Source organism: Rhodanobacter sp. DHB23 (genome assembly GCF_014842975.1).
In the GTDB taxonomy this organism is placed as follows: Bacteria; Pseudomonadota; Gammaproteobacteria; order Xanthomonadales; family Rhodanobacteraceae; genus Rhodanobacter_A.
The window spans coordinates 30,403-43,826 of record NZ_JACYXK010000013.1; the positions used below are offsets into that span (position 1 = coordinate 30,403).

Below are 13,424 nucleotides of genomic sequence, written 5' to 3' on the forward strand. Positions count from 1 at the left end.
GGGTGGGGCCCGGCTGGGGGGCCCCCGGGGTTTGGTGCGCCAGGGTGCCGGGGCGCCTTGTTGCCGGCCCCCCCACACGCCGCGGCGCGACGCCCCCCGCGGGGGCCGCCGCGCCTGGTTGGTCAACGCACCAGGTACTGGTTGAGCAGGTTCTCGTAGCGCTCCTGCTTGCCGCTGGTCTGCGGCGGTTCGCCCGCCTTCGCGGCCAGCGCGGTGAGGTCGGTCAGCGTGAGCCTGCCGCCCGCGAAATCCTTGCCCTCGCCCTGGTCGAAGCTGGCGTAGCGTTCCTGCCGCCACTTCTCCCAGGGCGAGCGGGTGAGCAGTGCATGCGCCACCTCCAGGCCCCGCGCGAAGGTGTCCATGCCGCCGATGTGGGCAAGGAAGAGGTCGCTCATGTCGGTGGATTCGCGGCGCGCCTTGGCGTCGAAGTTGAGGCCGCCCTCGAGGCCGCCCTGCCGCAGCACCACCAGCATCGCGCCCACGGCATCGTACAGGTCGGTGGGGAACTGGTCGGTGTCCCAGCCGTTCTGCGCATTGCCGCGGTTGGCGTCGATGCTGCCGAGCAGGCCGTGGTCGGAGGCCACCTGCAGGTCGTGTTCGAAGGTGTGTCCCGAAAGCGTGGCGTGGTTGGCCTCGATGTTGAGCTTGAAGTCCTTGTCGAGGCCATGCTTCAGCAGGAAGCCGGCGACGGTGGAGCTGTCGAAGTCATACTGGTGCTTCATCGGCTCCATCGGCTTGGGCTCGATCAGGAAGTTGCCCTTCAGGCCGATGCTGCGGCCGTAGTCGCGCGCCATCGTCAGGAACCGCGCGAAGTGCTCCAGTTCGCGCTTCATGTCGGTGTTGTGCAGGGTCGCATAGCCTTCGCGGCCGCCCCAGAACACATAGTGCTCGCCGCCCAGTTCCACGGTGGCGTCCAGCGCGTTCTTCACCTGCACGGCGGCGCGCGAGACCACGCGGAAGTCGGGGTTGGTGCCCGCGCCGTTCATGTAGCGCGGATGCGAGAACAGGTTGGCGGTACCCCACAGCAGCTTCACGCCGGTGGCCTGCTGGCGCTCCTTGGCCAGCGCGACCATGTGCCTGAGGTTCTTCTCGTATTCGCCGATGTCGTCCGCGTCGGGCGACAGGTCGATGTCGTGGAAGCACCAGTAGGGCGTGCCCAGCTTGGAGAAGAACTCGAACGCCGCATCGACCTTGGCTTCGGCGGTGGCCAGCGGCGAGCCGGCTTCCCACGGGAAGTGCCGGGTCCCGGGGCCGAACGGGTCGTGGCCGGCATTGCAGAAGGTATGCCAGTAGCACACCGCGAAGCGCAGGTGCTCGGCCATCGTCTTGTCGCCGATCTTCTTGCCGGCGTCGTAGTGCTTGAAGGCCAGCGGATTGTCCGACTCGCGGCCTTCGAACGGGATCCTGCCGATGCCCGGGAAATATTCACGCTTGCCGATGAAAGGGGAGCTCATGGTTCAATTCCTGTCGATGGACGATGTGGCGTGGAAGAAAATGGATCAGCCGCCCGTTGGCGGATGCTCCGCATGCGAGGTCCTGGCGTCATCGAGGTGACGCAGGAACTGTCGATAACCTGGTTGGTAGGCCGCCACCGACCGTGCGTCGGGGCTGGCGGAAAGCGCGTCGTCGAGTTGCACGTGTTCGCGCGCGATCGCGGCGAGATCGGCACCGGGGGCGACGGCTTCCTGCAACGCCCACAGCGCCTGCAACGCGGCACCCAGCGCCGCGCCCTCGGCCTGGACCGGCACTTCCACGGGCAACGCGAACACGTCGGCCACCATTTGCCGCCAGGCGGCGCTGTGGCTGCCGCCGCCGGTGAGCCGTATCGCGTCGAAGCGCATGCCCGCGGCCTGCAACAGGTCGTAGCCGTTGCGCAGCGCGTAGGTGGCGCCCTCCATGGCTGCGCGATAGACGTTGGCGCGGTCGAAATTCCCCGGGTCCATGCCGAACAGGCTGGCGCGCGCATGCGGCAGCTCGGGCGTGCGCTCGCCGTTGAAGAACGGCAGCATCACCAGGCCGCCGGCGCCGGGTGCGGTGCCGGCCATGACGGCATCGCCGTCGCGCGTGCCGAAACCGAATGCCTTCGCCACGGCTTCGGTGGCGACGGTGCAGTTCATCGTGCAGATCAACGGCAGCCAGCCGCCGCTGGACGAGCAGAACGCGGCCCAACTGCCCGCATCGTCCACCACGGGGTGCATGGAGTGGGCGAACAGCGTGCCGGAAGTGCCCAGGCTCATGCTCAGCACGCCCGCGGCGACGTTCCCGGTGCCGATGGCGGCCATCATGTTGTCGCCGCCGCCGGCCGAGACCCGCACGTTCCGCGGCAGGCCCAGCTCGTCGGCGATGGCGGGCGCGAGGGGGAAGCTGGCGGCAGGGTCGACCAGGGGCGGCAGGCAGGCCGACAGGTCGCGGTGCGCGTCGGTGGCGGCCAGCAGCGGCACGGACCATTGCCGCGTGCGCACGTCCAGCCAGCCCGTGCCGGAGGCGTCACCGTATTCCATCCAGCGTTCGCCGGTGAGCCAGAAATTCACGTAGTCGTGCGGCAGCAGGATGCTGGCCAGCCGCGCATAGGCATCCGGGCGATGCTTGCGCGTCCACGGCAGCTTGGAGGCGGTGTAGCCGGCGAGGATGGGGTTGCCGGCAAGAGCTATGCAGCGCTGCGCCCCGCCCGCCGCGTGCATGATCTCCCCGCACTCGGCTTGCGTGCTGGTGTCGCACCACAACTTGGCGGGAGCCAGCACCTTGCCGGTCGCATCCAGCGGCACGAAGCCGTGCTGCTGGCCCGACACGCCGATGCCCGCCACCCGGGCGCGCAGTGCCGGATCGAGCATGGCGAAGCAGGTGCGGATTGCATCGAGCCACCACGCCGGATGCTGCTCGCGGCTGCCCGCGTCGTCGGCGATCAGGTCGATGGCTTTGCCGTGGGTGGCCAGGACGCGACGCACGGCCGGATCGTAGGCGACCAGCTTGACGCTCTGCGTGCCGACATCGATGCCAACGACAAGGCTCATGAAAGGGGTTCCGACGGCAAGAAAAGTGGTAGCGCTACCAAAAGCTAAATGAAATACCTTGGGCTTACAAGGATGCGGTGCTCTCCGGAAGGGGACGGGAGCGAGCAAAAAATCGCATGATGCAGTGCAATTCGAATATTTGCTTTTGCGCTTTGAAACTGCAGTTTTGTATGTGTTGCTTTACAGCATATCGGCGTTGCGCTCGATGCGGCGCCAGGGCTTTGGCTGATTTATTGCGGCAACTGCATATGAAGAAACATTAGTCGATGCTTGCAATTTCGTAATTGTCCGCTACACGGCCATCCTATCCACTACGCAGGCACTGGATGGGGTATGGATGCGGAGGGCGTCGCCGGACATTTCATGTCGGGCGTCATCGCGCAGATCAAAACAACGAGCGACTCGCGTCGCCAGAAGACCAACATGCAAGAGGGGATCGTCGACATGATAGGCAAGACGCAATCGCTGCCATCGTCACAGTGGCGCACGCATACGCATCCGATGGGCTCGTTGCCCATCCTCCGGCTGACCAGTGCCATCGCACTGGGCCTGGCCCTGGCGTATGCCCCGGCAGGACTACATGCACAGGACGCGGGCCAGGGCACGAACCCGGCCACTGCCGCGGCGCCGGCATCCGGTACGGCCGCATCCAAGGCCGATGCCAAGCCGGCCAAGGGGAAGAAGGACGACAAGACCAAGACGGGCGACCAGACGGACGCGCAGGACCTGGCCGGCATCACCGTGACCGGCATCCGCGCGAGCCTGGAGTCGTCGCAGTCGCTGAAGCAGAACGCCGACCAGATCGTCGATTCCGTCACCGCGACCGACATCAACGCGCTGCCCGACCGCAGCGTGACCGAGACCCTGCAGCGCATCAGTGGCGTGACGGTGGACCATTACCTGGCCGACGACGATCCGGACCATCCGTCCGCCGAAGGCAGCAGCGTGCTGGTGCGTGGCCTTCCCTACGTCGCCAGCCTGCTCAACGGCGGCGAGAGCTTCTCGGCCAACAACGGCCGCGCGCTGAGCTTCGAGGACGTCCCGGCGGAGCTGATGCAGGGCGTCGACGTCTACAAGAACCCGTCGGCGGAGCTCATCGAAGGCGGTATCGGCGGCACGGTGGACCTGCGCACGCGCATGCCGTTCGACGCGCCCGGCCAGGTGATCGGCTTCTCCACCGGCCTCAACCGGGGCGACATGTCGCTGGAGACCAAGCCCTCGACCTCGTTCCTGTACAGCAACCGCTGGCACAGCGACGACTTCGGCGAATTCGGCGCGCTGTTCGACGTGTCCCACTCCGAACTGTCCTCGCGTACCGACGGCATCCAGGTCAACCCGTACGTGCTCGAGCCGGAAAACAGCCTGGGCAATTGCGGCAACATCCCGTGCGAGCCCACTTCGGCCAGCGGCAACGTGGCCATCCCGGGCGACATCAACTATTACCAGATGGACATGCAGCGCAAGCGCACCGGCTTGTACGCGGCGTTCCAGTGGCGCCCGAACAACGACCTGGAACTCGCCACGCGCTTCTTCCGCTCCATCTACAACCTGCAGTGGACCGAGCACGAAGTCCAGGCCAACGAAGGCAACTACTACAACATGGTGCCGGTGCCGGGGACGTCCTTCAGCTACAACGGCGACGGCGTCTACCAGGACGGCGACATGGTGGCCAATTCGTGGCAGGGCTACGACCCGACGGCCAAGGCGACGCTGAACACCGGCTACCCACCGATCGGCGGCCCGAACTACTACGCGCTCACCCGCCAGCAGACCCAGTTCACGCGCACCACCGACTGGTCCACCACGTTCAAGTACAACCTCAACGACCACATGATCTGGTCGGGCGCGGTGCAGTTCGTCAAGTCCACTTCCAACGAAATCGACTTCACGGTCTACAACCAGTTCTTCATGCCGCCCGCCAACGTGAACGTGAGCGGCACGCCCAGCATGACGCTGCTGCCCAACCCGGCCTACGCGACGATCCCCTCGAACACCACCAATCCCAACAGCCTGACCAACTACCAGAACTACTACCTCGGCGCGGCGCTGGACCACCTGGAATACGACTACGCGATGGAGCGTGCGTTCCGCACCGACCTCGAATACGACTTCCCGGACAGCAACTGGCTGCAGTACGTCAAGGTCGGCGTGCGTGCGACCAGCCACGACACCTACAGCAACAACAACAGCAGCAGCTACAACTGGGGCCCGATCAGCCAGGTGTGGCAGGGCGCCTCCATCTACAACAACGGCACCCAGCCGCTGGACTGGACCAACAACGTCCCGGGATGGATGGAACAGCAGTTCTCGCTGGGCGATTTCTTCCGTGGCCAGACCAAGGTGCCCACCACCCTGATCTTCCCCAGCATGGCGCTGGTCGGCAATTACTACGGGGCGGTCTCGGCGCTGCGCGCGCTCGAACTGAGCGGCGGCGGTGGCTGGTGCCCGCAGTTCTACACCGCGGCGACCGATGGATGCTCCCCGGCCTCGGGCATGAGCGCGGACTACATGCACGAATCGACCCAGGCCGCCTATGCCACGATGTACTTCGGCAACGACACCGCGCTCGGCATCCCCTTCGATGGCAACATCGGCCTGCGCTTCGTCCGCACCAGCCTGGCCGCCAACGGTTCGGTGACCTATCCGTCGTCGGACAGCATCCAGAACTCCGCGAGCATCTCGCCGGCGCAGATGGCGCTGTTCAACGGCATGACCACGCCGATCAACGGTGCCTACGACTATCACAACGTGCTGCCCAGCCTGAACCTGCGCTTCAAGCTGACCAATGACCTGCAGGTGCGCCTGGCCGCCGCCAAGGCGATCTCGCGCCCCACCATCAGCCAGCTCAACTCGTACATGGTCATCGGTACCTCGTGGACTTCGGGTGGCTCGAGCACGGTGCCGTCCAAGTTCGCCGGCTTCACCGCCACTTCCGGCGGCAACCCGGACCTGAAGCCGCTGGAAGCCAACCAGTTCGACGCCGCGCTGGAGTGGTACTTCGCGCCCACCGGCGAGCTGTACACCACGCTGTTCAAGAAGGACCTTGCGAACTACACCACCACCGAGGTCCACAACCAGACCATCGATGGCGTGCCGGTCGCGGTGAGCGGTCCCACCAACGCGGGCAAGGGCACCGTCAAGGGCGCCGAAGTGGGGTACTCGCAGTTCTTCGATTTCCTGCCGGGCGTATTCAAGGGCCTGGGCGTGCAGGCCAACTACACCTTCCTGCAGAGCAGCAAGGTCTACAACACCACCTCGTGCGATCCGAACCACGGCAATGGCTCGTGCGCGGCCGGCGATGTCGTCACCAACCCGGGCCTGCCCATGCAGGGCCTGTCCCCGCACAACTACAACATCACCGGCATGTATGAAAACGGCGACTGGTCGGCCCGCGTGGCCTGGTCGTGGCGCAGCCGTTACCTGATCACGTCGGTCGACTCGGGCGATACCTACCTGCCGATGTGGAATGCTTCCTCGGGCCAGCTCGACGCCTCGGTCTTCTACCACATCAACAAGAACATGCAGGTGGGCCTGCAGGCGAACAACCTCACCAATACCGTGCAAAGGGTGCTGATGGGGCCGACCACGTACATCAACGGCTACGTGGACTGGAACCTGTACACGCGTGCCTTGTTCATGACGGATCGTCGCTACGAACTCGTGTTCCGCGCGAACTTCTGATGAAGGTGCGGACCGGCCGGGCATGCGCTTGCCTGCTTGTCTGCTTGCTTGCTCCCCTCGCCGGCATGCCTGTGCATGCCGGCGAGCTTTTTTTGGACTATCGATTCGCCAATGTGCGCATCGGCGGCGGCGGCTTCGTCAGCGGCTTGCTGTACCAGCCGTCGGCACGAGGCACGCTGTATGCGCGCACCGATGTCGGCGGGGCATACCGGTGGGATGCGGGCCATGCGCGATGGCTGCCGTTGCTGGACTGGCTGCCGGCGTCGGACAACAACCTCTATGGCGTGGAAAGCATGGCGGTCGATCCGCAGGACGCGGGGCGGCTGTACCTGCTGACGGGGACCTATGCGGATCCCTCGGCCGGCAACGGCGCCGTGCTGGCTTCCGCGGACCGCGGCGCGCACTTCACGCGAAGCGATCTGCCGTTCCCGGTGGGCGGCAACGAGCCGGGGCGCAACGACGGCGAGCGCCTGGCCGTCGATCCCAACGATGGCCGCGTGCTGTACCTGGGCTCGCGCGCCGCCGGCCTGTGGCGCAGTGCCGACCGTGGCGCGTATTGGACGAAGGTCCGCGCTTTCCCGGTCGCCGACGCCGGCATCGATACTGATGCAACGGGACACGGCGGGCGCACGAAGCCGGTCGGCATCGTGTTCGTGGTGTTCGACCCGGCCAGCGGCCGGCCCGGATACCCGAGCCGGGTCCTGTATGCCGGGGTATCCACGCGCGGCACCGCGCTCTACAGGAGCACCGATGGCGGCGGGCACTGGTCGGCCGTGCCAGGCCAGCCCACGGGCCTGCGCCCGAACCACATGGAGCGCGCACGCGACGGTGCGTACTACCTGACCTATGGCGACGAGCCCGGGCCGGACCGGATGCACGATGGCGCCGTGTGGAAATACGTGCCGGCGAGCGGGCAGTGGACGGACATCACGCCGCTTCCGCGCGCCGCCGGACAGCCGAGTGGCTATGGCTGGAACGCGGTGGCGGTGGACGCGTCCGCCGCGGACGTGGTCATGACCGCGACGTTCGCGCACTACACCCCGCGCGACGTCATGTTCCGCAGCACCGACGGCGGCCGCCACTGGGTGGACGTGTTCGCCCGCTCCCGTTTCGATACCGCCCACCCGCCCTGGCTGGAGGAGCACACTCCGCACTGGATCGCGTCCATCGCCATCGACCCGCATGATCCCGATCAGGCCTGGTTCGTCACCGGCTATGGCGTGTGGGCCACGCATGACCTGACCCAGGTCGACCGCGGCGGCACCGTGCACTGGCAATTCCTCGACGACGGGCTGGAAGAGGTCGTCGCCAAGGCGATCATCAGCCCGCCGGCCGGTGCGCATCTGCTGAGCGCCCTGTACGACCTCGATGGCTACCGCCACGACGACCTCGACGCGGCGCCGCCCCAGTTCACCGCGCCGCCGCGCTATACCGATGCGGACGACATCGCCTATGCCGCAGGCCAGCCGGACCTCATCGTGCGCAGCGGCTGGTTCCGGCCGCCGGTTCCCTCGATCGTCCGTGCGGCGTATTCCACCGATGGCGGCCTGCACTCGAAAAGCTTCGCGAGCGAACCCGCGGGCATGCAAGGCCCCGGCGGCGGCAGTATCGCCATCGCCGCGGACGGCAGTCGCGTGCTGTGGTTTCCGCGCGATGCAGGACACGGTTATCTCACCACCGACTTCGGTCGGCACTGGAGCGTGATCGCCGGGCTGCAGGGGCATTGCCGCGTGGTGGCCGACCGGGTCGATCCGCGGCGCTTCTACGCCGTCGATGCGCGGGAGCGCGTCGTCTACGCCAGCAGGGACGGCGGTGCCAGCTTCGTGCCGTTGGATGGTGCGCTAGGGAGGTTCGCGGCGGCCACGGCGCAGTTGCGGCTGCAAGCCGCGCCGGGCGCCGCCGGCCAGGTCTATTTGTCCGGCCGCGACGGCATGGTCCGCGGCGACGACCGGGGCGCGGTGCTGGACCGCATGGATGAATTGACCCGCGTCGACGCCTTCGGCTTCGGCATGGCGGCTCCGGGCCATGCGTCCCCCGCGCTGTATGCCGCCGGCAGGAGGGGAGAGCAGCAGGGCATCTTCCGTTCCATCGATGGCGGTCGCCATTGGCAACGCATCGACGACGATGCCCACCGCTACGGCGCCATCGGCATGATCACCGGCGACCCGCGCCTGTTCGGTCGCGTGTATTTCGGCACCGGCGGGCGCGGCATCGTATATGGCGATCCCGCTCCGGTGCTGCCGTAGCGGAGTGGTCCGCAGTGGCGCGTTCCCGGACCCGGTAGCGCCTATGCACCGCCGCCCGATTGGCCATGTGCCGGAGATCGGGCTGGGCCGCTTCGTGATCGGCGCGGGCGACGCCTCCGGCTACATGCTGCGGATTACAGTGACTTCGACCATGAGGTACAGGAAGTTTGAAGCCACCAAATACAACGAAATGAAGCCATGCGCAGAACAGGTCAGCGCCTTGGCGTACAGATGATGGAAAAGGCTTGGCGTCAAATCACCAGGACACGCTTGGCATTCAACTTCTCGTTGAGCCAGAAGGCATTGTCGGCGTATTGGCAGAAGATGTCCGGCGGCAGGATGGTCGGTCGCTCGACGAAGGCCACCTGCCGACGCACGGTATGCAGGCCCGGCGTGCCCAGGCCAGCGTCGTACTGCTCCTCGTCGTAGAGTACGTTGTCAAAGTCGTGCTGGAAAGAAGCCTCACCCAGCGCTTGATAGAGTTGGTCCATCGTCTCGCGTGACTGCCGGGTCAATGACTCGTAGCGGACCACGACCAGCTTGTTCGCATGCTCGCCGAACCATGCCTCACGCAAAGAACTCCAGGCCGCGCCGATCAAGCCACGCTGAGGCTCCATCCACTGCTCGACCCGGCCGTAGATGTTCCGCGCCACCTTGGCATCAAAGGTTCGCGACGTGTGCGTCGGGTTGCGCCTGACCATCGCCTCCATACTGTCGATCACCCACGGCACATCTCGTACGCAGCAAATGACACGGGCCGAGGGAAACAGCCGATCCACCAGGCCCATACGCGCGGTCCACGAGCGATTGGTGTCAAAGAGCACGCCATCTTCCGGTGGCGTGTCGTGATAAGCCCAGAACAACGAGCGCAACACTCTGCCTCGCCGTTCTTCGTCGAAAAAAGGGGCGAACTCGGCAGTGCCGCTCATCCGGGGCAGCACTGCCGTCATCAACGAGCAGGCCGGGCTGCTCACGCCCGCATGGAAGCGCGGGTTCTGCCGCAACAGTGCTGAGAGCAAGGTCGATCCAGACCGAGGCAAACCGGAAATCACATGCACCTTGGCGTGCGGCGGCATGTCTTACGCCGCCTGTGCGTGCAGTGCCACGGCCAACTGCGGCTTGTACAAATCCATATCCGCAGCAGCCGTACCCGTTTCGCCCATGCTTTCGCCGCCGAACGTGGCCATGGCTTGCACCAGCTGCGACCACTGTTGACCGCTGGCGGACGCTTGAGCGGCGACTGTTCCTGTATTCGAGCCATAACCGTAGAGGTTGCTGATGCCCGCGAGGTCCATCGAGCCAAGACTGGCGTCAGTGCCATCCAGGAGGTAATTCATGATCGAGCCGGCCTGATCGCTATCAGCCAGGCCCAGCGCATGACCGATCTCATGCAGGACCACCTGCTCGAACGTGGCGTCCGTATTTGCATAAGCCAACTGTCCATTGCTGTCCGTGGTCAGCGGCGATTGCGAGGGATCTTCCAGTTCCACCAACGCACCAGTCAGATTGCCGTTCGCACCCTGAAGGTGCGTCACGCCGATCTGGTTGGTCGTGCTGGTGTCGAGATCGCCAAATCCCACCTCAATATCCGCCGACTTGCCGGATGCCACCTGCATGAGGTTCAGCCCCGAAGCCTGCGCCCAGGTCTGGAACGCCTGCTCTACGGCGGCCTGTTGACTGGGATCACTGATGGCATCGCTCAGCGTAGAACCCACACCCTGCGTCGGTGCAGCGAAGCTCCAAGTCAGCGTCTTGTCAGCCCAGGCAGCCTTCTCATACACCGTGCCAGATTTGCCCGCATACTGATTGGCTATCGTGGCAGTTGGGGCCTTGCCCTTCCAGGTCGTGAAGCCGTAATAGCCACCGTATTCGCCACCGCCGCCGCCATCACCCCCCGATCCGCCAGAAGAACCGTACGAACCATCGTCCCCACTCCCGGCTATCGTGTCACCGCTGTAGCTGCCATCAAAATTGATATCGCTGTCGGTGGCATCGACCGAGTCGTCGCCGCCCGTGACGTTAAACGTGTCGTCGGTGGCGCCTACGATGCGATCATTGGATCCAAAGATATCGACGGATGAGTTGTTGCCGGTGACATCAATGGTGGTGTTGCTCAGGTAGATGTCGTCGCCACTACTCGTACCCGATACATCGAGGCCACTTGCCGAACCCTTGAAGACATCGTCGTCGCCATCCAGGGTGAGATCGGTAATGCCCGTGCCCGTGATGTCGGCGTTCGAACCCAGCACATCATCACCGCTGGCTCCACTGGCCAATGCCAAATCATCATCGGACGACAGGTTCACCGTAACCGCAGAACCACCGATATTGAGATTCGAGTTCGCCAGTTCATCGACGGTACCGCCTTGACCGTTGGTGAAGTCCACCGTGTCGATCTGCGAGGTCGTGGCGTTCTCGCCGTTGCCGCCGATCCAAATCGAGCTGCCCGTGCCTGAAACGTCCACTGTCTGGTCGGTACCACCGCCCAGGCCGAGAAGGTCGTCGGTGCCCGCATCGACGGTGATGCCGGAGCCACCATCCACGTTCAATCGCGAGTTGTTCGTTTCGTTGATGCCGCCGCCTTGGCCGTTGATGAAGTCCACCGTGTCAATCTGCGCAGTCGTGGCGTTCTCGCCGTTGCCGCCGATCCAAATCGAGCTGCCCGTGCCTGAAACGTCCACTGTCTGGTCGGTACCACCACCCAGGCCGAGAAGGTCATCCGTGCCCGCATCGACGGTGATGCCGGAGCCGCCATCCACGTTCAATCGCGAGTTGTCCGTTTCGTTGATGCCGCCGCCTTGGCCGTTGATGAAGTCCACCGTGTCGATCTGCGAGGCCGTGGCGTTCTCGCCGTTGCCGCCGATCCAAATCGAGCTGCCCGTGCCAGAAACGTCCACTGTCTGGTCTGTACCACCGCCCAGGCCGAGAAGGTCGTCCGTGCCCGCATCGACGGTGATGCCGGAGCCGCCATCCACGTTCAATCGCGAGTTGTTCGTTTCGTTGATGCTGCCGCCTTGGCCATTGGTGAAATCCACCGTGTCAATTTGCGCAGTCGTGGCGTTCTCGCCGTTGCCACCGATCCAAATCGAGCTGCCCGTGCCTGAGACGTTGATCGTCTGGTCAGCGCCCGTACCCAAACCGAGCAGATCGTTGTTGCCGACGTTGAGAGTGAGGCCCGAACTGCCGCCAGTGATATCCAGTCGCGAATTGTCGAACTCATTCACGGTGCCGCTTACGCCGCCGCTGAAGTTCACATAATCGTCCTGTGCCGAAGTGGCACCTTGACCATTGCCGCCCAGCCAGACCTGGCTGCCGGTGCCGCTGACATTCACGGTCTGGCCGGTGCCGCTGTCAAGGCCGAGATCATCGCTCGTGCCGGCGTTGAGGGTGAGGTCCGAGTTGCCGTCGACATTTACACGGGAGTTGCCCTCTACGTTGAGGGTGCCCCCCTGGCTGTCGTTGAAGCTCACATTGTCGACCTGCGCGTTCGCGGCAGCTTGGCCATTACCACCAATCGTTACAGTGCTGCCCGCGTCCGCCACTGTGACGTCCACCGCTGAGCCTGTGATGGTGCCGCTGCTGTTGCTAGCCCCCAGCGTCACGCTGTTGCCGTTGGAGAGCACGTTTTCGTTGGCACCATCCAGGGTCAACGACGAGTTGCTGTTGGCATCCAGGTTGAAGACATTGCCGGAGCCGGTCACCGTGCCGGTGAACTCGCCGGCCGTGCCGTTCAGGGTGAAGCCGCTGCCGGTGATCGTTTCGCCGGTGGCATCGGCTGCGCTGTCCAGCGTGACACCGGTGGTGTCCAGGGTGAGGCTGTCGTTCGCGCCATCCAACCCCACCGTGCCGGCACCGCTGATCGTGGCCGAGGTGCTGGCGGCCAGATTCACCGCGTTGCCGGCGTCGCCGGTGACCACTTGGCCAGTGCCGGAAAGGGCCAGCGTGCTGCCGGTGCTGCCAGCCAGGTTGAAAGTGTCACCCGTGCCTCTGGCGCTGCCCGAGAACAGGCCGGTCGCGTTCAGGGTGTAGCCGGTGCCGGTGAGGGTTTCGCCGGTGGAGTTGACGGTGGTGTTGAGGATGTCGCCGCTGGTGAAGCTATAGGTGTTGTTGGTGCCGGTGTTGCTCAGGGTGTCGTTGGCACTGCATTGCACTGTGTTGCTGGAACCCTGAATCGTGGCAGTTGAACTTGCCGCAACATTGATTGAAGCATTCGAAAGCTCGACAGGGGCGCCTACCCCAGTAACCGACGCGTTCACCGACCCGCTCGTGGAAGTTGTCTCTGTATTTGAATAAATTAGACCGCCAGATGTACTGACATTTTCCTGAGTATCTATTGATGACACATTGGGCGCCGGCGCACTAGCAGGCTGTTGAGAAACGCCCCGAAGCAGCGACAATCATAGTTCCCATCAATCATCAGGTCGTGGCTGTGCGCGGAGCCGATATCCAGCAACTTGGCATGTTTTCGTATGTGTCCGTGGACGAG

The 13,424-nt window shown here is 64.8% G+C and carries 6 protein-coding genes; 2 read left to right on the plus strand and 4 right to left on the minus strand.

What is annotated here, in order from left to right; all coding sequences use genetic code 11:
- Positions 1-122: 122 nt before the first annotated feature.
- Both xylA and xylB read right to left on the minus strand, forming a co-directional pair.
- Positions 123-1,454 carry a xylose isomerase gene (xylA, locus tag IHE47_RS00740; protein WP_192103155.1) on the minus strand — a complete coding sequence of 444 codons (1,332 nt, stop codon included), beginning with the start codon at positions 1,452-1,454 and terminating at the stop codon, positions 123-125.
- Positions 1,455-1,499: 45 nt separating this feature from the next.
- Positions 1,500-3,011, minus strand: coding sequence for a xylulokinase (xylB, locus tag IHE47_RS00745; protein WP_192103157.1), 1,512 nt, complete (start codon positions 3,009-3,011; stop codon positions 1,500-1,502).
- Between the two features lie 423 nt (positions 3,012-3,434).
- Here xylB and IHE47_RS00750 point away from each other — a divergent pair, with 423 nt between their 5' ends.
- The gene (locus IHE47_RS00750) at positions 3,435-6,692 is read left to right on the plus strand and encodes a TonB-dependent receptor (RefSeq protein WP_225561528.1); all 3,258 of its coding nucleotides are present in this window, start codon (positions 3,435-3,437) and stop codon (positions 6,690-6,692) included.
- A gap of 92 nt (positions 6,693-6,784) precedes the next feature.
- Positions 6,785-8,938 carry a cellulase gene (locus IHE47_RS00755; RefSeq protein WP_225561529.1) on the plus strand — a complete coding sequence of 718 codons (2,154 nt, stop codon included), beginning with the start codon at positions 6,785-6,787 and terminating at the stop codon, positions 8,936-8,938.
- A gap of 251 nt (positions 8,939-9,189) precedes the next feature.
- Here the strand turns inward: IHE47_RS00755 and IHE47_RS00760 are convergent, their stop codons facing one another.
- Both IHE47_RS00760 and IHE47_RS17930 read right to left on the minus strand, forming a co-directional pair.
- A complete protein-coding gene (locus tag IHE47_RS00760) occupies positions 9,190-10,014 on the minus strand; it encodes a sulfotransferase (protein WP_192103161.1) in 825 nt (274 codons plus the stop codon).
- Positions 10,015-10,017: 3 nt separating this feature from the next.
- Positions 10,018-13,194, minus strand: coding sequence for a matrixin family metalloprotease (locus IHE47_RS17930; protein WP_192103163.1), 3,177 nt, complete (start codon positions 13,192-13,194; stop codon positions 10,018-10,020).
- Positions 13,195-13,424: the final 230 nt, after the last annotated feature.